The 21,136-nt window shown below is 70.6% G+C and carries 18 protein-coding genes and 2 tRNA genes; 12 read left to right on the top strand and 8 right to left on the bottom strand.

The window, feature by feature from the left end:
• Position 1: 1 nt before the first annotated feature.
• Both ACWFRU_RS23475 and ACWFRU_RS23470 read right to left on the bottom strand, forming a co-directional pair.
• Positions 2-1,360: an ABC1 kinase family protein gene (locus ACWFRU_RS23475; RefSeq protein ID WP_453689871.1), complete on the bottom strand. Its 1,359-nt coding sequence runs from the start codon at positions 1,358-1,360 to the stop codon at positions 2-4.
• 41 nt (positions 1,361-1,401) lie between these two features.
• Positions 1,402-2,559: a ThiF family adenylyltransferase gene (locus tag ACWFRU_RS23470; protein WP_453689869.1), complete on the bottom strand. Its 1,158-nt coding sequence runs from the start codon at positions 2,557-2,559 to the stop codon at positions 1,402-1,404.
• A gap of 204 nt (positions 2,560-2,763) precedes the next feature.
• Here ACWFRU_RS23470 and ACWFRU_RS23465 point away from each other — a divergent pair, with 204 nt between their 5' ends.
• The 4 genes from ACWFRU_RS23465 (at position 2,764) to ACWFRU_RS23450 (ending at position 6,612) form a co-directional block, all read left to right on the top strand.
• On the top strand, positions 2,764-3,360 hold the full coding sequence (locus tag ACWFRU_RS23465) for a M48 metallopeptidase family protein (protein ID WP_363209155.1): 597 nt from the start codon (positions 2,764-2,766) through the stop codon (positions 3,358-3,360).
• 117 nt (positions 3,361-3,477) lie between these two features.
• The gene (locus tag ACWFRU_RS23460) at positions 3,478-5,148 is read left to right on the top strand and encodes a TerD family protein (protein ID WP_453689867.1); all 1,671 of its coding nucleotides are present in this window, start codon (positions 3,478-3,480) and stop codon (positions 5,146-5,148) included.
• 11 nt (positions 5,149-5,159) lie between these two features.
• Positions 5,160-5,840: an AIM24 family protein gene (locus tag ACWFRU_RS23455; protein ID WP_453689865.1), complete on the top strand. Its 681-nt coding sequence runs from the start codon at positions 5,160-5,162 to the stop codon at positions 5,838-5,840.
• Positions 5,841-5,856: 16 nt separating this feature from the next.
• Positions 5,857-6,612 carry an AIM24 family protein gene (locus ACWFRU_RS23450; RefSeq protein WP_453689863.1) on the top strand — a complete coding sequence of 252 codons (756 nt, stop codon included), beginning with the start codon at positions 5,857-5,859 and terminating at the stop codon, positions 6,610-6,612.
• A 110-nt stretch (positions 6,613-6,722) separates the two neighbouring features.
• On the opposite strand, the gene ACWFRU_RS23445 is transcribed toward ACWFRU_RS23450, so the two are convergent.
• Positions 6,723-7,253 carry an NUDIX hydrolase gene (locus tag ACWFRU_RS23445; protein ID WP_453689861.1) on the bottom strand — a complete coding sequence of 177 codons (531 nt, stop codon included), beginning with the start codon at positions 7,251-7,253 and terminating at the stop codon, positions 6,723-6,725.
• Positions 7,250-8,725: a zinc-dependent metalloprotease gene (locus ACWFRU_RS23440; RefSeq protein WP_453689860.1), complete on the bottom strand. Its 1,476-nt coding sequence runs from the start codon at positions 8,723-8,725 to the stop codon at positions 7,250-7,252. Before ACWFRU_RS23440 ends, ACWFRU_RS23445 begins: the two co-directional genes overlap by 4 nt.
• A 191-nt stretch (positions 8,726-8,916) precedes the next feature.
• On the opposite strand from ACWFRU_RS23440, the gene ACWFRU_RS23435 reads away from it, so the two are divergent.
• From ACWFRU_RS23435 to ACWFRU_RS23420, 4 genes are all read left to right on the top strand, one after another.
• Positions 8,917-10,029 (top strand): SDR family oxidoreductase, encoded by a 1,113-nt coding sequence (locus tag ACWFRU_RS23435; RefSeq protein ID WP_453690006.1) that lies wholly within the window; start codon positions 8,917-8,919, stop codon positions 10,027-10,029.
• 111 nt (positions 10,030-10,140) lie between these two features.
• Positions 10,141-10,605 (top strand): molybdenum cofactor biosynthesis protein MoaE, encoded by a 465-nt coding sequence (locus ACWFRU_RS23430; protein ID WP_365820340.1) that lies wholly within the window; start codon positions 10,141-10,143, stop codon positions 10,603-10,605.
• Positions 10,606-10,744: 139 nt separating this feature from the next.
• A complete protein-coding gene (locus ACWFRU_RS23425; RefSeq protein WP_249587868.1) occupies positions 10,745-10,915 on the top strand; it encodes a hypothetical protein in 171 nt (56 codons plus the stop codon).
• A 117-nt stretch (positions 10,916-11,032) separates the two neighbouring features.
• Entirely contained in the window at positions 11,033-12,121 is a 1,089-nt protein-coding gene (locus ACWFRU_RS23420) for a YlbL family protein (protein WP_453689857.1), read from the top strand.
• Between the two features lie 51 nt (positions 12,122-12,172).
• Here ACWFRU_RS23420 and ACWFRU_RS23415 read toward each other — a convergent pair whose 3' ends face one another.
• A complete protein-coding gene (locus ACWFRU_RS23415) occupies positions 12,173-12,712 on the bottom strand; it encodes a PPA1309 family protein (RefSeq protein ID WP_453689856.1) in 540 nt (179 codons plus the stop codon).
• Positions 12,713-12,858: 146 nt separating this feature from the next.
• Between ACWFRU_RS23415 and ACWFRU_RS23410 the strand changes: the two genes are divergently transcribed.
• The 4 genes from ACWFRU_RS23410 to ACWFRU_RS23395 all read left to right on the top strand — a co-directional run bounded on the left by ACWFRU_RS23410 (position 12,859) and on the right by ACWFRU_RS23395 (position 18,244).
• Positions 12,859-15,786, top strand: a complete 2,928-nt coding sequence (locus ACWFRU_RS23410; RefSeq protein WP_453690004.1) for a UPF0182 family membrane protein — start codon at positions 12,859-12,861, stop codon at positions 15,784-15,786.
• A gap of 50 nt (positions 15,787-15,836) precedes the next feature.
• A tRNA-Met gene (locus ACWFRU_RS23405) sits at positions 15,837-15,910 on the top strand.
• A gap of 220 nt (positions 15,911-16,130) precedes the next feature.
• Positions 16,131-17,951: a sel1 repeat family protein gene (locus ACWFRU_RS23400; protein ID WP_453689854.1), complete on the top strand. Its 1,821-nt coding sequence runs from the start codon at positions 16,131-16,133 to the stop codon at positions 17,949-17,951.
• A gap of 219 nt (positions 17,952-18,170) precedes the next feature.
• A tRNA-Met gene (locus tag ACWFRU_RS23395) sits at positions 18,171-18,244 on the top strand.
• Between the two features lie 64 nt (positions 18,245-18,308).
• Here the strand turns inward: ACWFRU_RS23395 and ACWFRU_RS23390 are convergent.
• The 3 genes from ACWFRU_RS23390 to ACWFRU_RS23380 are packed head-to-tail and all read right to left on the bottom strand — an operon-like array spanning position 18,309 to position 21,123.
• Entirely contained in the window at positions 18,309-19,457 is a 1,149-nt protein-coding gene (locus ACWFRU_RS23390) for an ABC transporter substrate-binding protein (RefSeq protein WP_453690002.1), read from the bottom strand.
• Positions 19,458-19,483: 26 nt separating this feature from the next.
• Positions 19,484-20,359, bottom strand: coding sequence for an ABC transporter permease (locus tag ACWFRU_RS23385; RefSeq protein ID WP_453689852.1), 876 nt, complete (start codon positions 20,357-20,359; stop codon positions 19,484-19,486).
• Positions 20,356-21,123, bottom strand: coding sequence for an ABC transporter ATP-binding protein (locus ACWFRU_RS23380; RefSeq protein WP_453689850.1), 768 nt, complete (start codon positions 21,121-21,123; stop codon positions 20,356-20,358). Before ACWFRU_RS23380 ends, ACWFRU_RS23385 begins: the two co-directional genes overlap by 4 nt.
• Positions 21,124-21,136: the final 13 nt, after the last annotated feature.

The raw sequence follows: 21,136 nt of genomic DNA, 5'->3' as shown, positions 1-21,136 counted from the left end.
CCTACCCGGTGGTGCGGTCCGCCTCGGCCTCCGGCTCCTCCTCCAGGAAGCCCGGCAGCCACTCATCGAGCTCGTCCCGCATCCGCACCGTCGCCCCCAGCTGACACAGCACCCCGATCGTGCTCAACGTCACCCGGTGGATCAGCAGATACGACGGCGGGAGGTTCAGCCGCTTGCCCAACTGGTAGGCGGGGGAGCGGGGGTCGGCCACCCGCGCCGCCTGTCCGCGCATCCAGCCGCGGGTGAAGGTGAACTCCTCCACCAGCATCGGTTCGATGATCGGCAGCAGATAGTCGAGGACCGCGTCCGGTTCGAGCTCGACCGACTCCTGGACGAAGCCCTCCTCGCACAGCATCGCGTAGACCGCGTCGGCCTCGCCGTCGAGCGTCATCCGCAGGGAGTGGCCGATGGTCGGGGGGAGCCCGCCGGGCAGCCGGTCCACCGTGCCGAAGTCCAGGACCCCGAGCCGCCAGCCGTCCTTCTCGTCGGGCAGCAGCCGGAAGTTGCCCGGGTGCGGGTCGGCGTGCAGCAGGCCCGTGCGCGCGGGACCCGAGAAGAGGAAACGGGCAAGCAGCTGTCCCGCCCGGTCCCGCTGCTCCTGGGTGCCGTCCGCGATCACATCCGAGAGGGGTATCCCGTCGATCCACTCGGTCACCAGGACCTGCTCGCACTGATGCACCACGCCGGGGACCACGACATCCGGGTCGTCCGCGAACTCCTCGGCGTGCGCACGCTGCGCCTGGGCCTCCAGGCTGTAGTCGAGCTCCTCGGAGACCCGGTCGCGCAGCTCCGCGATGAGCGGCTTGATGTCCATGCCCGGGATCAGCGGCCCCAGGAGCTTGGCGAACCTGCTGAGTTGATTCAGGTCGGAGAGCAGCGCCTCGCCCGCCCCGGGGTACTGCACCTTGACCGCGACCTCGCGCCCGTCCCCCCACACCGCCCGGTGGACCTGGCCGATCGAGGCGGCGGCGGCCGGCTTGTCCTCGAACTCCAGGAACAGCTCGCGCCAGTCCTCGCCGAGCCGCTCGGCGAGCACGGCGTGCACGGTGCGCGTCGGCATCGGCGGAGCCGCTTCCTGCAGCTTCGTCAGCGCGGCGCGATACGGCCCCGCCACCTCCTCCGGCAGCGCCGACTCGAAGACCGACAGCGCCTGGCCGAACTTCATGGCCCCGCCCTTGAGCTCGCCGAGCACCTTGAACAGCTGCTCCGCCGTGCGCTGCTGCAGCTCACGGCCGACGATCTCCGCCGACTTGCCCCCGATCCGCTTGCCGAGCCCCCAGGTCGCCCGCCCGGCGAAGCCGAGTGGCAGCGCGGCCAGTTTGGCGGTACGGGTTACCGCCTTCCGGGGAAGATCAGACATGCGCCCCTCCAAGTCCCAGACAGCCACGCCTTCGCAGGCGGTTACCCGGCCATTGTGTCGTGCGGCTTCCTGTCCCCGGCGGGGTGTTCCCCCTTATCCACCACACCCGCCCCACACGGGCACGTCAGATGCGGTGGCACCGGCCGTGCGTGCCAGTCGAATCCGGGCACGGACGCCTCCCAGCGAGCCCCCGCGCTCGCCGGTGCCGCCCCGTCCAAGAACGCCAGGGCGTGCGCCGCGGCGAGGCCGGCGACCGTGGTCGACAGCGCCAGATCGCACGCGTGCACCTGACGTGCCCGTCCCGAACGCCACTGCGCCAGCAAGCGCGGCCAGGTCGGATCCCGGTCGGCGCGATCCAGTGCAAGACAGTTGGCGCAGGCTGTCGTCCCCGGCAGGACGAGCGGCCCGACCACTCCGGTTCCTTCGATCACCCCCGCGTAGAGATGGGGTGTCCCCGACGCGACGAGTGGCTCGGCGGCGCGCGGGTCGGGCGCGTGGACGTCGAGTCCGTCCCGCGGCGCGATGATCACGAGGGCGAGCCCCGGATCTTCCGCGCCCGGCTCGCGCGGCGCACCCGCTTCCTTCCTGCCGCGCCGGGGTGGGCGGTCCGGAGCCGACTGTCGCACGATCCGCCGCGCCGCCGTGTCCCTGCGGCCGCCGACCGCTTCGGCGGGCAGGCCGCCCGGCGCCACGTCCCAGGGTTCGACGACCCCTCCCTCCATCACGTCGACCTGCCCCACACCCGCCCCGGAGAGGACCGAGGCCACCACCGCCCCCACCCGGCCCGCTCCCCGGACCTGCACCCGCATCGCGCGGCGCGCCGCCAGCTTCCGCATCCCGTCGCCCGGCCCGGGCGTCACGACCGACAGGGTGGCCAGATCCGGGCGCAGCCGGTCCATGGCCGATGTCCTCTTGCGCAGGGCGTCGGCCGCCGCGCCGCCGCCCGTCGCGTCGTCGATGAGCCCGGCCGCGGACAGCCGCCGCACGAGCTTGTCCACGTGCTCGTCGGGCAGGCCCATCCGCTTGCCCTCGTCGCGCAGGAGCGGCAGCCCGCGTGTCCCGTCCAGGAGCTGGAGAAAGCTGCCCGTGGCCGTGTCCACCGGACCGAGCACCAGGGCATGAGCGGGCGCCACGCCGAACTGGATCGTGTTCAGATCGCGCCAGCCGCGCCGCAGCGCGGGTTTCAAGATCGGATGCATGGCCTTCGTCCCCCGTCAATCTTCCGGCGCTGTCCCCGTCCGCAGCCGGTCGACAGCCAGGATGCCCGGCCCGGCGGACAGCCGCGCGGCGTTGTCCACAGGCAGGGGGTATTCGTCGTACTAATCGATCGCACGGGGAGCGATACCCCGCCGAACCGTCCCGGAGGCGGGACTTCCCCCACACCCAGCGGGTAACGTCGTGGCGTGCCCGCCGACCCACTGCACCGCGCCGGAAACCCACAGCGCAGCATGACCAGCCCGCCGTCACCCGGCTCGGTGGCGAGCGCGGTCGAGGTCAGACGGAGCGCCCGCCGCCGCAGAACGGTCTCCGCGTACCGCGAGGGCGATCGCACCGTCGTGCTCATCCCCGCCCGGATGTCCGAGGCCGAGGAGCAGCGCTGGGTCAACGTCATGCTCGACAAGCTCGCGGCCCAGGAGAGCAAGCGGGTCCTGGGCGACGCGGAGCTCGCCGAGCGCGCCGAGCGGCTCTCCGAGCAGTACTTCGACGGCCGGGCCAGGCCCACTTCCGTTCGCTGGGTCACGAACCAGAACACCCGGTGGGGATCGTGCACCCCCTCCGAAGGCAGCATCCGCCTTTCGCACCGGCTGCAGGGAATGCCCGAGTACGTCGTCGACTACGTCCTCGTCCACGAGCTCGCGCATCTCCTCGTCCCCGGGCACGGCCCCAACTTCTGGCAGCTCCTCGAGGCGTACCCCCGGACGGAACGGGCGCGTGGGTACCTCGAAGGTGTGGTCGCGGCCGACCGCCTGCCCCATCTGCCAGCTGCCCGCGACGAGTGATCTTCCGCCGCGCGCGGTGGTTGTGTACCGGGTCTGTACCGGCTTGGTCCGCTGTCACGGATTGCGGTTAGCCTGGCGCGACGCATTTACATTCGGGATGGGGGACGGTCGTTACGTATGGCCAGGGAATTCCAACGCGGCCACAAGGCCAAGATCAGTGACCTCACCGCGGGTACCGATCTGTACGTAGGTGTGCAGATCTCCGCCCCCGGACTGAGCTTCGACATCAGCTGCTTCGGCCTGGACGCGGACGAGCGCCTGTCGGACGACAGTTACTTCATCTTCTTCAACCAGCCGAAGTCGCCCGAGGAGTCCATCCAGCTCCTGGGCGCGCAGGCCGGCGACACGGAGTCCTTCCGGGTCACGCTCGACCGGATCCCGCCGCAGATCAAGAAGCTGTCGTTCACCGCGACGATCGACGGCGCCGGTCAGATGTCGCAGGTCGCCCCCGGGTACATCCGGATCGTCGCGGGTGGCGAGGAAGTGGCCCGCTACTCCTTCAACGGCGCGGAGTTCTCCACGGAGCGTGCCGTGATGCTGGGCGACTTCTACATGAAGGACGTCTGGCGGTTCGCCGCGATCGGCCAGGGCTTCGACGGCGGTCTCGACGCGCTCCTGAAGAACTTCGGCGGCGAGGTCGCCGAGGAGGAGCCCGAGCCGCAGGCACCGCAGGCCACCGGCGCTCCCGGTTTCGCCCCGCCCGGCCAGGCCGCCGCACCGCCCGCGTTCGGCGCCCCCGCCGGACCCGCGCAGCCCCCGGCCCCCGCACCGGCCCCCGCTCCCGCACCCGCCCCGGCTCCGGCCCCGGCCCCGGCCCAGAATTTCGCGCCGCCCGCCCCGGCCCCCGCGGACCCCTCGGTGCACGCCGCGCAGACCATCGTGGCGCCGATGACCCCGCCGCAGGGCGGCACGGTCCCGCCCCCGCCGGCCCCCTCCCCGTACGGGCAGCCCGGCCAGCCGCCGCCGCCGCAGCAGCCGCAGTTCGGCCAGGTCCCCGGCCAGCCGGCGCCCCTGCCGCCCGGTTACGGGCAGCAGCCGAGCGCCCCGATGCCGCCCGGCTATGGCCAGCAGCCCCCCGGCCAGTTCCCCGGCCAGCCCGCCGCCCCGCAAGGCGCGGCCCCGCAGGGCGCCGGAGTGGCCGCCGCCCTCCAGAAGTACCGCGAGGCCCCCACCGGGCAGCGCTGGACGCAGCAGAACGAGAAGATGATCCGCGTCGACCTCGGCGTCAGCGAGCAGGCCGTGCTCGCCCGGCAGGGCAGCATGGTGCTCTACCAGGGCAAGGTCGAGTTCAGCTACAAGGGCGCGGGCTTCGCGGGCCGGGTCGTGGGCAACGCGACCGGCCAGGAGATGCAGCTGATGCGCTGCTCCGGCCGCGGCCAGGTCTTCCTCGCCGAGGAAGCCACGTATCTGCACCCCATCGAGCTCCAGGGTGACGCGATCTGTGTCTCCGCGGAGAACGTCCTCGCGTTCGACGAGTCCCTCCAGCACGAGGTCCGCCGGATCGAGGGCCACGGCATCCCCGGTGGCGCGTTGTTCGTCATGCAGTTCCAGGGCACCGGCACCGTCATCGTCAAGACGCACGGTGTGCCCGTCGTCCTGCCCGTCACCCCGACGACCTTCGCCGACTGCCACGCCGTGGTCGCCTGGTCGGCCGCGTCCCAGGCGATCGTCTCCAGCCAGGTGCGGCTGCGCGCCAACGCGTCCGCGGGCTCCACGGGGGAGAGCGTGAACCTCCAGTTCCGGGGCGCTCCCGGCAACTTCATCATCGTCCAGCCGTTCGAGGTCTGAGGGAGCCCGTCATGAATCAGCAACTCGCGGGCTTCGCCCCCGCACCCGTCGCCGCCCGTATGGAGAACCACGGCCACCACATGGTCAAGGTGGCGATGCAGACCGGAAACGACCTCCTCGCGCGCGTGGGATCGATGGTCGCCTACGAAGGGTTCGTGCAGTACGAGCCCAATCCGCCCGCCGTGCGGCAGATCGCGCGGGAGTGGATGACCGGCGAAGGCGCACCTTTGATGAAGTGCTCCGGAGACGGCCTGCTCTATCTCGCCGACTACGGAGCCGATGTCGTCGTCATCAATCTGGCGGGCGACTCGCTCTCGGTGAACGGCACGAACCTGCTGGCCTTCGACGCGAACCTCCAGTGGGGCGTCGAGCGGGTCAAGGGCCTCGCCAAGTTCGCCGGCCAGGGCCTGTGGAACATCAAGATCTCCGGCCAGGGCTGGGTCGCGCTGACCTCCCGCGGCACCCCGGTCGTCGTCGACTGCGGCCGCGGCGACGACGAGACGTACGTCGACCCGGACGCCCTGATCGCCTGGTCCCCGAACCTCAAGGTGAAGGGCAAGCGCAGCTTCAAGGCCGGTTCGCTCATCGGGCGCGGCAGCGGCGAGGCCTACCAGATGGGCTTCTCCGGAGAGGGCATCGTCGTCGTACAGCCCAGCGAGGACAGCACCGACCGTCTCCGAGCCCGGGGCTGAGGGGGAGCAACACACCATGCAGAGCCCACTTTTCGCGCACACCGAGCAGCAGACTCAGGAGCGCTACACCGTCCAGAACCCGCAGCTGCTGCGGGTCGCCCTCGCGGGCCACGACGACATCCTGGCCCGCAAGGGCGCCATGGTCGCCTATCAGGGTCTGATCGAGTTCGACGCCGAGTACCAGAGCCAGGGCAACCAGCGGGCCCGCGCGCACACCGGCGAGGGCCTCGACCTGATGCGCTGCCACGGCCAGGGCACGGTCTATCTCGCCAACCTCGCCCAGTACATCCACGTGGTGGATGTGGACCAGGACGGTCTGACCGTGGACAGCAGTTATGTCCTCGCGCTCGACTCGTCGCTGACCCACCAGGTCATCGCCGTGGACAGCCAGTACGGAATCTCCGGCTCCGGCAAGTATCAGCTCAACATCACGGGCCGCGGCAAGGTCGCCCTGATGACTTCGGGGCAGCCGCTGATGCTGCAGGTCACTCCCGATCAGTACGTGAACGCCGACGCCGACGCGATCGTCGCCTGGTCCAACGGACTGCGGGTGCAGATGCAGGCTCAGACGCACTCCTCCGGAGTGTGGCGCCGCCGCGGTAACACCGGTGAGGGCTGGGAGCTCAGCTTCATGGGCCAGGGTTACGCCCTCGTCCAGCCGAGCGAGCTGCTGCCGCCCCAGAACGCGGTCATCGGGCAGGGCGCCAGGGCTCAGTACGGCATGGGCCAGCAGGGTGCCCGGGGGCAGAACCAGGGCAACGTCTGGAGCTAGCCCCTGCTCGGGGGGCGGGAGCGGTGACAGGAGCGCGGGGGACTGCGGGCCGGCTGTGGCTGAGCGCGCAGTTCCCCGCGCCCCTTACGGGGCACCCCTGAGGGACCCTCTCAAAGCCGGGCCCTCGTTGCTTCCACCAAGCGCACCACCGACTCGTCGGCCACCCCCGCCACCTCGTCGTACGCGAACCAGCGCAGGTCCAGTGACTCGTCGCTGATCGCCTCGACGGCGTCCCGCGGGGCCAGCGCCGCGTACTGCACGTCCAGGTGCTGGGTGCAGGGGCCCGGGATCGGGTGGCGGTCCAGGCGGACCGGGCCTCCCGGGAGGAGCGTCAGGCCCGGGACTCCCGACTCCTCCGTGGCCTCACGCAGCGCGGCGGCGGCCAGGGTCGGGTCGCCCGGCTCGCAGTGGCCGCCCATCTGCAGCCACATCCGCAGCTTCTTGTGCAGGGTCAGCAGCACGCGACCGCGCTCCGGGTCGATCACCAGGGCGCTGGCCGTCACATGGCCGTCCGTGCACGCCTTCCACATGCCGTTCTCGGGGTGGGCGGCGAGGTGGTCCAGGTAGTACTGACGCAGCTCTTCCTGGTCCTCGTCCTCGTACTCCTTCAGGACGAGGACCGCGTCGTCGTACAGGCTCACTTCTCGTCGTCGCCCTTGTCGTCCGTTTCCTCGGTGGCCTCGGCCGCCCCGGTGTCCTTCTTCAGGTCAGGCTTGGCGGAGCCGCCGCCCGCTGCCTCGCCGAGCATCTTGTCCAGCTCGGAGAAGTCCAGCTGCTCGTGGTGCACGAAGCCGTCCGGGTCGTCCAGGTCCGAGGCCGTCGGCAGCATGTCCGGGTGGGCCCACAGTCCGTCGCGGCCGTCCACGCCGCGCGCGTCCGTGAGCGAGGCCCACAGGCGCGAGGCGTCCCGCAGCCGGCGCGGGCGCAGCTCGAGGCCGATCAGCGTGGCGAAGGTCTGCTCCGCGGGGCCGCCCGTCGCGCGGCGCCGACGCAGCGTCTCGCGCAGGGCGTCGGCGGACGACAGGCGGGGCTTGGCCGCGGCGTGCACGACCGCGTCCACCCAGCCCTCGACGAGTGCGAGAGCCGTTTCCAGGCGGGCCAGGGCCGCCTTCTGCGCGGGGGTGTCCTCCGGCTGGAACATGCCCTGCTGGAGCGCTTCCTGAAGCTGCTCGGGGTTCTGCGGGTCGAGCTGGCCGACCACGTCCTCCAGCTTGGCGGTGTCGACCTTGATGCCGCGGGCGTACCCCTCGACCGCGCCGAACAGATGCGAGCGCAGCCACGGCACGTGCGCGAAGAGCCGCTGGTGGGCGGCCTCCCGCAGCGCCAGGTAGAGCCGGACCTCCTCCTGGGGGACGCCCAGGTCCTTGCCGAACGCCTCGACGTTCACCGGGAGCAGGGCGGCCTTGCCGGCCGGGCCGAGCGGCAGGCCGATGTCCGTGGAGCCGACGACCTCGCCCGCGAGCACGCCCACGGCCTGGCCGATCTGCTGGCCGAACATGGCGCCGCCCATGGAGCGCATCATCCCGATCAGCGGGCCCGCCATGGCCTGCATCTCCTCGGGGAGCACGTCACCCATGGCGAGACCGACGCGCTCGGCGACCGGGTCGACCAGTTCCTTCCACACCGGGAGGGTCGCCTCGACCCACTCGGCGCGGCTCCAGGCCACGGCCAGGCCGGAGCCGGACGGGAGGGACGTCGCGTCGTCGAGCCACAGGTCGGCGAGGCGGATGGCCTCCTCGACCGCGCCGCGCTCGGTGGGACCGACGCTCGCGTCCTTGGTGCCGTCGGGCGTCCCCTGGGAGACGGTCTGGCGGGCGATGTCCTTGGCCATGTCCCAGTTCACCGGTCCGCCCTCGTACGAGAGCATCTGGCCGAGCTGCTGGAAGGCGGCGCCCAGGTCGTTCGGGTTCATCGAACCGAACATCGCGGCGAACGGGTTGTCACCGCCGGGGCCGCCGGCGCCGGGCAGGCCGCCGAAGCCGAAGGGGTTCGCGGGGCCACCGGAGCCCTGTCCTCCGCCCTGTCCCCCTCCGGGGGTGTCCTTCTTCTTGCCCTCGTCGCCGTTCTCCGGCTCCTCCGGCGGAAGGCCGAATCCGAATGGGGTGTCACTCACGGGATTCCTCGGCTCGTCAGGCCGCCGGTACGGTTCCGGCGGCGGCTGCCTTACAACACCACCCAGCGTAGACACCGTGACGGGATCGGGCCTCAGTGCTCCGCCGACTCATGGCCTGCGGCAGGATGGATGCCACCTGGTACGTACGCGTCATTCGCGTATCTACTGAAGACAACCGCTGGAGACGCCTGGTGAGTTCCCCAGATCCACAGGTTCGCGCAGCGCGAAACCTTTCTACACCGGCCCCTGTCCGAGGGCCCGTGGTCGCCGTCACCGGCGCCGCCTCGGGCGTGGGTGCGCTGCTGACCGAGCGCCTGGCCGCGTCCGAGGAGATCAAGCAGGTCGTTGCCATCGACGAGCGGCGGGGCGAGTGCGCCGAGGCCCAGTGGCACATCCTGGACGTCAGGGACCCGGCCATCGCCGAGAAGCTGCGGGGCGCGGACGTCGTGGTCCACCTCGCGCTCGATCTCGACCTGGAGACGGACCCCGCTGCCCGTACGGCGTACAACGTGCGGGGCACGCAGACCGTGCTGACGGCCGCCGCGGCGGCCGGCGTCCACCGCGTCGTGCTCTGCACGTCGGCGATGGTCTATGGAGCGCTGGAGGACAACGAACTGCCCCTCTCCGAAGACGCCGAGCTGCGCGCCACCGCGGAGGCCACCGGCGTCGGCGACCTCCTGGAGGTCGAGCGCCTCGCGCGGCGCGCTCCCCGGGCCCACCCCGGCCTGAACGTCACCGTGGTGCGGCCCGCGATCCTGGTGGGCGGCACGGACACCGCGCTCACGCGGTACTTCGAGTCGCCCCGGCTGCTCGTGGTGGCGGGCTCACGCCCCGCCTGGCAGTTCTGCCACGTCGAGGACCTGTGCAGCGCCCTGGAGTACGCCGTCCTGGAGAAGGTCGACGGGGAGCTGGCCGTCGGCTGCGACGGCTGGCTCGAACAGGAGGAGGTCGAGGAGCTCAGCGAGATCCGGCGCATGGAGCTGCCCTCCACGGTTGCCCTGGGCGCGGCCGCGCGGCTGCACCGCATCGGTCTCACGCCGTCCCCGGCCGGGGACCTCGCGTACACGATGTACCCGTGGGTGGTCAGCGTCAGCAGGCTGCACGAGGCGGGCTGGCGTCCGCAGTGGACCAACGAGGAGGTCCTCGGGGAACTCCTGGAGGAGGTCGCGGGGCGCCGCACCGTCGCAGGACGCAGGCTCGGCCGCAAGGACGCGACGGCCGCGGGTGCCGCTGGTGCGACGGTCGCTCTGCTGGGCGCCGCGGCGGTGGTGCGGCGCGCCCGGAAGGCGCGGCGCCGGATCTGAGACGTACCCCCAGCCCGGGCGCGGGCCTGTAGAGAACTCCAACGCGGCACGCGCGCGTGCCGGGCGAAAGCGCTATTCCGTGATGTCCGTGCCGTGCGGCACCATGGCCGCATGGCACGCACCACGAACGACCACCCCGGCGAGCAGGCCGCACAGGACCCCATCCGGCTGCTCGCGATCCGTGACGCACCGCTCTCCCTGGACGAGGTCTTCCGGGCGGTCGGCGACGACGCCGCGGGCGGCACGGCGCTCTTCGTGGGGACCGTGCGCAATCACGACGGCGGCGCGGACGTCGACGAGCTCGGCTATTCGACCCATCCGACGGCCGAGGCCGAGATGCGGCGGGTGGCCGAGAAGGTCGTCGCCGAGTTCCCCGTGCGCGCCCTGGCCGCCGTCCACCGCGTGGGCGACCTGGCGGTGGGCGACCTCGCGGTCGTCGTGGCGGTCTCCTGCCCGCACCGCGCGGAGGCCTTCGCCGCCTGCCGCAAGCTGATCGACGACCTCAAGCACGAGGTGCCGATCTGGAAGCACCAACGATTCTCCGACGGTCAGGAGGAGTGGGTCGGCGCCTGTTGATCGTCGGCCGCTTCACCGGGCCGGTTGGTCCAAGTGGTCTCCGGTTGCGTAACCCGACCCCTGGCGTGAGCGTTGACGCAGCGGATGGTTAATCTGCTGATCAGTCAGTTGTTGTCGCTCAAGGGGTCGGGAGGTCGACATGGCATCACTTGCCTGGTTGCTGATTCCGTTCGCGGCGGCCGTCGGTGCGGGGCTGTGGGCCGCCTTGGCGGCGCGCAACCGCAAGTCCGGCAAGACCGGGGACAACACCGAGCTGAACGGCTACGCGGCCTTCCGCGAGGCGATGGAGAAGTCCCACTCGGGTACGTGAGGGGTACGTGAGGCCGCGGGCCCCCGAGGGGCCTCAGAAGGCCTCCTGAGGCCCTGTGAGCCCCGTACGGACTGGCCCCAGGGGTGCACTGACAGACAGGTCCCGTACTGTCGTTCCATGCCACGCCGCACCGCGACGATGCTCGCCTCCACCCTGATGCTGATCGCGCTGCTCTGCGCCGGAGTCCTCATCAAAGTGCCGTACTCGGAGATGTCCCCGGGTCCGACGGTGAACACCCTCGGCGACCACGGCGGCGAGCCGGTGCTGCAGATCTCCGGCCACAAGACGTATCCGACGACCGGTCACCTCAACATGACGACGGTCCGGGTCACCAGTGCCGACTACAACATGAACATCGCGGAGGCCGTGTACGGCTGGATGGCCCACGACAACATCGTGGTGCCGCACGACACCCTCTACCCGGACGGCAAGACCGAGCAGCAGTCGAGCCAGGAGAACGCCGAGGAGTTCAGCCAGTCCCAGGAGAGCGCCAAGGTCGCCGCGCTCAGGGAGCTGGACATCCCGGTGAAGTCGCAGGTCGTCGTCTCCACCGTCTTCAAGAACAGCCCCGCCGAGGGCAAGCTCCACGCGGGCGACGTCATCAAGAAGGTCGACGGCAAGCCCGTGAAGGAGATGACGGACGTCGCCGAACTGGTCACGAAGCACAAGCCGGGCCAGGACGTCGTCTTCAGCCTCGTCCCCGTGAAGGAGGCGGCCGCCGCCGAGAAGGCGGGCAAGGAGCCGACCCGCACGGAGGACGTCAAGATCACCACCGAGAAGGCGAAGGACGGCCGCGCGATCGTCGGCATCCAGGCGGGCACCGATCACACGTTCCCGTTCACGATCGACATCAAGCTCGCCGACGTCGGCGGCCCCAGCGCCGGACTGATGTTCGCGCTCGGCATCGTCGACAAGCTGACCCCGGACGACCTGACCGGCGGCAATTTCGTGGCCGGCACCGGCACGATCGAGGACAACGGCAAGGTCGGCCCGATCGGCGGCATCGGCATGAAGACGGTCGGCGCGCGCGCCAAGGGCGCCGAGTACTTCCTGACGCCCAAGGAGAACTGCGCCACAGCCGCCAAGGACGTCCCGGACGGCCTCACGCTGGTCAAGGTGGACACCATCGACGACGCGGTCGACTCCCTCGAAGCCATCCGCAAGGGCGACACCGCGGACCTGCCGCAGTGCACGGTGAAGAAGTAGCGGGACGTACGCGGGCGGGGCAGGCCCCACCCGCGTACGAGAACCGTGGTCTCAGGCGAACGTGGCGGCCAGCGCCTCCGCGAGGCCAGGAACCAGGTCGGACCCCGTGAGGACCTCGGTGGCCGAGTCCTTCTCGCGCAGCCGCAGAGCCGACTCACGCGCACCGTCACGCAGCACCGCGACGGTCATGCGGACCTCCTGGCGGTCCGGGTGCTCGGCCACCCACTTCGCGAGCTGGGCCTCGCTGAGCCCTTCGGGGACGGACGTCTCTGCGGACGGCGGCAGCATCAGACGCTCCACCGTGAGCGCGCAGCCCGCCACGGCGTCCGGCCAGGCGATGGTGCCCAGGAACTCGTCCAGCGGCTTGCCCTCCGGGATCTCCTCCTGCTCGATGGGTGTGAGGCCGGTCTCCTCGGGGGAGTTGTCGAGGCCGAGCTGCTGGGCGAGGCCGGGTTCTTGGGAGCGCAGTCGCGCCGTGTCGACGAGCGCGAAGAGGCGTGCGGGCCGGTCCCAGCCGAGGCCGGACGCGTACTCGTCGATCTCGAGAACGGCACGGGTGAGGGGGCTCGCTGCCATGGGAGTGTTGGACATGGTCACAATCCTGCCTCGTTAGTCCCGAGAAACGGGAACCGAGTAAAGCGTAGGTAAGTTGCATAGGTGTGGGTCCACGATCACAGGGCCCTGACGGATCAACAGAATCAACATCGAACTTCGAGGTGCGCACCTTGGCTTTCCAGATGCCGGACCGCGGCGGAGGCCCGACGGGGCCACGGATCAGAGTGGGCCGACCGTCCCGTCGCGTCCGGACCCTGCTCATGACACTGGGCATCCTGGCTGTACTCGCCATGGTGTTCGTCATGTTCGCGGGGTTCTGGACGGACTGGCTCTGGTACCGCTCGGTGAACTATTCGTCGGTCTTCACGACGACACTGTGGACCAAGATCGGCCTGTTCTTCGTCTTCGGCCTGCTGATGGCGGCCGCGGTCGGACTGAACATCTGGCTGGCGCACCGGCTGCGCCCGCCGCTCAGCGCCATGTCGATGGAGCAGCAGAGCCTCGACCGGTACCGCATGAGCATCGCGCCGTACAAGAAGTGGCTGCTGCTCGGCATCGCCACGCTCGTCGGCCTGATCGCGGGCGCGTCCGCGGCGGGCCAGTGGCGCACATGGCTGCTGTGGGTGAACGGCGTCTCCTTCGGTCAGAAGGACCCGCAGTTCCACCTGGACGTGTCGTTCTTCGCGTTCGACCTGCCCTGGTACCGCTTCCTGCTCGGCTTCGGCTTCGCGGCCACGGTGCTCTCCCTGATCGCCGCCGCCCTGACGCACTACCTGTACGGCGGACTGCGGGTCACCAGCCCCGGCGCGCGCGCCACGGCGGCGTCCACCGGGCACCTGTCGGTGCTGCTCGGCGTCTTCGTGACGCTCAAGGCGGTGGCGTACTGGCTCGACCGGTACGGCCTCGCGGTGAAGTCCAGTGACTTCAAGGCGACGGGCGACTGGACGGGCCTTCGCTACGTGGACGCGAACGCGTACCTGCCGGCCAAGACCATCCTGTTCTGCATCGCCGTCATCTGCGCCCTGCTCTTCTTCGGGACGCTGTGGCGGCGCACCTGGCAGCTGCCGGTCATCGGCTTCGGCCTGATGGTCCTCTCCGCCATCCTCATCGGCGGCCTGTACCCGGCCATCGTGCAGAAGTTCCAGGTCCAGCCGAACGAGCAGGCCAAGGAAGCGCCGTACATCGAGAAGAACATCGCGGCGACACGCGACGCGTACGGCATCAGCGACGTGAAGCCCGAGGACTACAAGGGCGCCGGCAAGGCCGACGAGGACCCCGAGAAGAAGCGCGACGACGCGGACTCGGCCGCCAACTACCGGCTGAACGACCCGAACATCGTCTCGCCGACGTTCCAGCAGCTGGAGCAGGAGCGCGAGTACTACCGCTTCCCGACGACCCTGGACGTGGACCGCTACAACGGCCAGGACACCATCGTCGGTCTGCGTGAGCTCAGCCTCGACAAGCTCGACAAGCGCAACTGGATCAACGACCACTTCGCCTACACCCACGGGTACGGCATGGTCACGGCCAAGGGCACGGAGACCAAGAAGGGCTCCAAGGGCGCCCCGGACTTCACGGAGTCCGGCCTGCCGACCACCGGCAAGCTCGGTGAGTACGAGCAGCGGATCTACTACGGCGAGAAGACCACCCAGTACTCGATCGTCGGCGGGCCCCAGAAGGAGCTCGACTACGAGGAGGACGGCGGCGGCCAGAAGACCTACAGCTACAAGGGCGACAGCGGGGTCAATCTCTCCAACCCGATCAACCGCGCCGCCTACGCGGTGTCCTTCGGTGAGCCGCAGATGCTGTACTCGGGCGCCATCGGTGAGGGCTCGCGGATTCTCTACAACCGCACCCCCAAGGAGCGCGTCGAGTCGGTGGCTCCCTGGCTGACCATCGACGGCGACACGTATCCGACGGTCGTCGACGGCAGGATTCAGTGGGTCGTCGACGCGTACACGACCAGCAACGGCTATCCGTACGCCTCGCGGACCACGCTCGGCGACACCACGGCCGACTCGCTGTCGGAGTCCGACGACGCGCGCGCGGTGGTGGCCCAGCAGAACCAGGTCAACTACATCCGCAACTCGGTGAAGGCGACCGTCGACGCGTACACCGGAGAGGTCAAGCTCTACACCTGGGACGACAAGGACCCGGTCCTGAAGACCTGGAAGAAGGCGTTCCCGGACACCGTCAAGGACAAGGGTGAGATCCCCAAGGCCCTGATGGACCACCTGCGCTACCCCCAGGACATGTTCAAGGTGCAGCGCGAGCTCCTGACGCTCTACCACGTCACGGACCCGGGCCAGTTCTATAACGCGAGTGACGCCTGGCAGGTGCCGAACGACCCGACGAAGAAGGACAACAGCGCGGTTCCGCCGTACTACCTGTCCATGAAGACGCCGGGCCAGACGCAGCAGCAGTTCGCCCTGACGACGACGTTCACCCCCAGCGGGCGCCCTAATCTGCGCGCCTTCATGACGGTCGACGCCGACGCCAGAAGCAAGAACTTCGGCAAGATGAAACTGCTGAGAGTCACGGGCGACGTGGACGGCCCGGAACAGGTCCAGAACAAGCTGAACTCGATGACCGAGGTCGGTAACTTCGTCCGGGACATGAAGGGCGCCGACTCCGACGTCCTCTACGGGAACCTGCTGACGGTGCCACTGGACGACGGGTTCCTCTACGTCGAGCCCGTGTACGTACAGGGACGCAAGTCGGCGTATCCGCTCCTGAAGAAGGTCGCGGTGTCCTACGGCACGGAGACCGCGTTCGCGGACTCCCTGAGCGACGGCCTCAACCAGGTCTTCGGCGCCGAGGGGACCACCAAGCCACCGGCCGACGAGGGCGACACGGATGAGCCGACCGATCCGGCCGAGCCGCCCAAGTCGAACGACCCGACGGTGCAGGCTGCCCTCGACGACGCCCAGCAGGCGTTCGAGGACGGGCAGACGGCCCTGAAGGACGGCGACTGGGAGGCGTACGGCAAGGCGCAGGAGGACCTGCAGGAAGCCCTCCAGCGTGCCGAGGACGCCCAGTCCAAGGCGGGCGACGACGGCAAGGGCGGCGACAAGAACAGCGACGACAAGGGCGACAAGAAGGGCGGCTGACCAGCTGCGAAACACCCCCTCCGCGCCGTGGTACGGTTGCATCACAACGGCGCGGGGTGGAGCAGCTCGGTAGCTCGCTGGGCTCATAACCCAGAGGTCGCAGGTTCAAATCCTGTCCCCGCTACTCAAGGCGAAGGCCCGGATCCTTATCGGATCCGGGCCTTCGTCGTGTGTGCGTGGGGCCCGTGGCGTCGTGCGCTGGTCTGTGCGAACCGTGCGCCGCCCGGGGGGAGTTGAGGGATCTGTGTTTGACTTGTCTCTCTGTGGGCATGTCGACAAAACGCTGAAGTGACCTCACTGGCTGCGGTATTTCAGGTATACCCAGGGTTGCAGGTGGTGCGACGATGGACGTTATGGGGGACAAGGCAACTCTGTTGGATACAGGGCGGTTTGTGCAGGCGGCCGACCGGGAGGATCCCGGGACGGCCGCCGAAGAGCTGCGCCATCGGATGGCCGCCGAGGCCGGGGACGTCGACGCGATGAGCGTCCTCGGAAGCCTTCTGCTGCGCCGCGGTGATCTCGACGGGGCCGAGTCCCTGCTGCGCGCCGCGACCGCCGAGGGCGACCGTGCCGCGGCCAACAACCTCGGGGTCCTCCTCCACCAGCGCGGGTACGCCGACGAGGCGGCCGGCTGGTGGCGGGTCGCCGCCGTGGCCGGTTCCGCCGCCGCCGCGCACGCACTCGGGCGCCACCACCGTGAGCGCGGCGACGAGCCCGCCGCCGAGTACTGGCTGCGGCAGTCCGCCGAGCAGGGCCATGCCCTGGGCGCGTACGCCCTCGCCGATCTCCTGGAGCACCGCGGTGACGTCGGCGCCGAGCGCTGGATGCGGGCCTCGGCCGAGCGCGGTCACCGCGAGGCCGCGTACAGGATCGCCCGCGCCCTCGACCGGCGGGCCACCGCCGAGCGCACCGCCGGCAAGGCCGCGGCGAAGGCCGACGTCAAAGGGGCGCGTTCCGCCGCCGCCGAGGCCGAGCAGTGGTACCGCCAGGCCGCCGCGCGCGGACACCGGCGGGCCGCGCTGCACCTCGGCGCGATCCTGGAGCAGCGCGGCGAGCTGAAGGAGGCCGGGCGCTGGTACCTGAACTCCGCGAAGGACGGGGAGGCGCGTGCCGCCTGCGCCCTCGGCTTCCTGCTGCGTGACGCGGGCGACGAGGAGAGCGCCGCCGTCTGGTGGCTGAAAGCTGCCCAGGACGGCGACGGGAACGCCGCGAACGCCCTGGGCGCGCTGCACGCCGAGCGCGGCGAGACCCAGACCGCCGAGCGCTGGTACAGGGCCGCCATGGACGCGGGGGACGTGAACGGCGCGTACAACCTCGGTCTGCTCTGCGCCGAGCAGGGGCGGACCGTGCAGGCCGACCAGTGGTACAGGCGTGCCGCGTACGCCGGTCACCGCGAGGCCGCCAACGCGCTCGCCGTGCTGCTGCTCCAGGGCGGCGACGCGGCGGGCGCCGAGCCGTGGTTCTCCAAGGCGGCCGAGGCGGGCAGCGTGGACGCGGCCTTCAATCTCGGCATCCTGTACGCCTCCCGGGGCGACGAGGACTCCGCCCTGCCCTGGTACGAGCGTGCGGCGGCGGCCGGGCACACCGAGGCCGCGCTCCAGGTCGGCACCGCGCGGCTGCGGGAGGGCGACGAGCGGGAGGCCGAGCGGCATCTGCGGTGCGCTGCCGGTGGCGGCAGCGCGGAGGCGGCGTACCGCCTCGGCACCGTGCTCGACGCGCGGCGGTCCGCCGCGGGCCCGCCCGCGCTTGGGGAGCCCGCCGCCGAGAAGACCGAGTGCGAGGAGTGGTACGAGCGGGCTGCCCAGCAGGGGCACCGGCGTGCGCAGGTGCGCGTCGGGATGCTGGCCGCGGGGCGCGGGGATGTCGTCGAGGCCGCTCGGTGGTACCGCCTCGCGGCGGACGCGGGCAGCCGGAACGGCGCGTTCAACCTGGGGCTGCTGCTGGCCCGCGAGGGGAGTGAGCCCGAGGCCGCGCTGTGGTGGACGCGGGCCGCTGACGCGGGGCATGGGCGGGCCGCGCTTCGGCTTGCGCTGCTTTACGCTCGGCGTGGGCAGTTGGTGGAGGGGCAGCGGTGGGCTTCCCGTGCGGTGGAGCTTGGGCCCGCTGAGGTTTCCGAGCGTGCCGCTCGGTTGCGTGAAGCCCTGCAGCAGGAGCTGACTGCTTAGCCCCCTGCCTTGCCCTGTTCGCCGGCCTGCATGTGCCCTGCGCCTGCGCCTGTTCCGCTTTCCGCTGTCGGGCGGGTGCAGGCCGGTGGGTGGGCTGTGCCCACCCGTTCCGCCCTGCGGAACGCCTGCCCACAGCGGCGCGGAACGCCTGCCCACAGCCAGGGCGCGGAGCGGATTTGCGCTGGTCGTCGCGGTTGACGTACGGTTGCAACACAACGGCGCGGGGTGGAGCAGCTCGGTAGCTCGCTGGGCTCATAACCCAGAGGTCGCAGGTTCAAATCCTGTCCCCGCTACTAAAGGCCAGAGGCCGGGAAGCACTAGCTTCCCGGCCTCTGGTGTGTTCAGGGCGGCGCTTGGTCAAGACCCCTTGTGGCCCACCGCTTCCTCGTACAGCCTGCGGTCCACCGCCTTCCCCTCCGGGACCCTCTCGCCCTCGGCGACGCCCGCGGCCTCGTACGCCGCCTGGAGCCGGTCCGTCGTGCCGGCTCGGATCTCCCAGTCCATGCGCAAGGACGGAGTCGACCTGAGGACCGCCTCGTCGATCTTCAGGAGCTTCGCGAGATCGGCCACGAAGGTCTTGTCCGCCTTGTAGTCACCGGCGAAGTACGTGTTCACGGTCCTGATGTACGCGCGCAGCAGGGCGACGCCCGCGTCCGGGTCCTCGGTCAGGAGATTGGGGCCGAAGAGGAGACCGCCGAGCGGCTCGCCCTGGGGCTGGCCGCCGAGGAAGGCGTACCGCTTGTCGCCGTCCACCTTGCGCCAGACCGGGTCGAGGAGCCAGGCGGAGTCGGTGCCGCCGTTCTGGAGTGCCGTCAGTACGTCCGCCGAACCCAGTTGCTGGAACTGGATCTTGTCGAGGCCGCCGCCGTGCTTCTTCAGGGCCTTGCCCATGGGGTACGAGATGACCGAACCCTTGCCGATCATGGTGCCGAGCTTGCGGCCCGCCATCGGGACGTGGTCCGCGCTCTCGCCCTTCTTCAGCTTCACCCACAGGCCGCTCTTGGACTTCGGGTCGGGGGAGAAGTTCCCGGCCGCCCATTTGATGGTGAAGCCGCCCGTGATGCCGTTCATGACGGCGGCCTCGGGGGCGGCCCACTGGGCGTCGATGTCGCCCTTGGCGAGGAGGGGGAGGGCGTCGGGGGTCGGCAGCACCTTGAGCTGGACGTTCAGGCCCTCCTTCTTGAACTCGCCTTTGTCCACGGCCATTTGGAGGGGCGCGACGTACTCGGCGCTGAGCGTGCCGGTGGCGATGGTGAGGTCGCGTTCCTTCGGCAGCGGGCGCGGTGCCGGGGCGCCCTTGTCGCAGCGGGCGGGCTTGCGGTCCTCGGCGAGGTCGGCCGGGTCCGTCCAGCTGCCCTTGCCGCAGCCGGGGACCGACTCGACGGCGCGGGGCTTCGCGGGCGCCGCCGATTCCGGGGCGTCGTCCTCCTTCGCGCAGCCCGCAGAGGCGAGCAGCGAGCCCGCGACGAGGAGGGTCAGGGCGGAGAACCGTGTGCGGGTGTGCATGGAGCCTCCGTACGCGTACGAATGGTTCATGACTGACTTCTGCCGCGGTCGCGCGGGGCCCACGGGGTGAGCAACCGGCCGGCGATCCGCACCAGTTCGGAGAAGACGACGCCGAGCACGGCGACGCAGACGATGCCGACGAACATCACGTCGTTCTGGAAAAGGGCACGGGAGTCGAAGATCAGGTGCCCGAGGCCGTCCGACGCCGCGATCTGCTCGGATGCCACGATCACCAGGACCGCGACACCCGCCGCGATCCGCGCGCCGACGAGCACGGCGGGCAGCGAGGCGGGCAGCAGGACGTGGCGGAACATCTGCCACGGCGAGGCCCCGAAGACCTGGCCCGCGTCGCGGTGTCCCGAGGGCACGGCGAGCACCGCCGCCATCGTCGAGATCCAGACGAAGAAGAAGACGGTGGCCGCCACGAGCGCGATCTGCGGACCCTCCCCGAGGCCGAACATGTTCAGGAAGACGGGCAGCAGGGCCAGCTTCGGTACGACGTACAGCGCGTCCAGGAGCGGTTCGAGCGCCGCGCGTACGAGCGAGAGCGAGCCCATGAGGAGGCCGAGCGCGTAGCCGGTGACCGTGCCGATCGCGTAGCCGGCGAGCACGCGCTTGAGCGTGGCCCAGACGTCGGGCCACAGGTCGCCGTCCGCCGCGCGCTGCCAGCCGTCCTCCAGGATGGTCTGGGGAGCGGGGTAGACACGGTCGTCGATCCAGGCCTGGGTGGCGGCGAGTTGCCACAGGAGGAGCAGGGCGAGGGGGACGGCCACGGCGAGGCCGGTCTCCAGGGTTCGGCGCCTGCGGTGGGTGCGGGCGGGGTGCAGTTCCTGGGGGCCCGGCCTGCGGACGAGCACGCCGTCCTCGGGGGCGGCCGCCTTGCGTGGGGTGGTCGTCGTCATGCCGGGACCACCTCGCCACGCAGCAGGTCCCACAACTCCCCCTTGAGGGAAGTGAATTCGGGCGTCGCGCGGACGTCACCGCTGCGGGGCCGCGGGAACGGCGGGCGGTGTTCGGCGATGATGCGGCCCGGCCGGGCGGACATGACCAGGACGCGGTCGCCGAGCACGATCGCCTCTTCGAGGCTGTGGGTGATGAAGAGGGTGGTGGTGCGGGTGGTCTGGGTGAGGTCGAGGAGCTCGTCCTGGAGGATCGTGCGGAGCTGGGCGTCCAGGGCGGCGAACGGCTCGTCCATCAGGAGGATCTCGGGCTCCACGGCCAGGGCGCGGGCGATGGCCACGCGTTGGCGCATGCCGCCGGAGAGGGTGGCGGGATAGGCCTCGGCGAAGTCGGCGAGGCCGAGGCGGGTCAGCCAGTCGGTGACGCGGGCGTTCGCTTCTTTTCGCGGTACGCGCTGGATGTCCAGGCCGAAACGGACGTTGGCCCGGACGGTCTTCCAGTCGTAGATGCCGTAGTCCTGGAAGATCATCGCGGCGGGGCGCGGGTCCGCGGTGCGGATCGTCAGCTGGCCCTGGCTCGGCCGCAGCAAGCCCGCTGCTATGCGGAGCAGGGTCGACTTTCCGCAGCCTGAGGGGCCGACGATGCAGGTGAATTCGCCTGGGGCGATCTTCAGGTCCAGCGGCCCCAGGGCGTCCACGGCCTTGGCGCCGCGGCCGAACGTTCTCGTCACTGCGTGGGCTTCTAGTTTCGGGTGCGGGTCTCCCACGGGAATCTCCTTG

The sequence above is a fragment of the Streptomyces sp. NPDC055099 genome (assembly GCF_053607685.1).
This window is presented reverse-complemented; position numbering and strand designations above follow the sequence as displayed.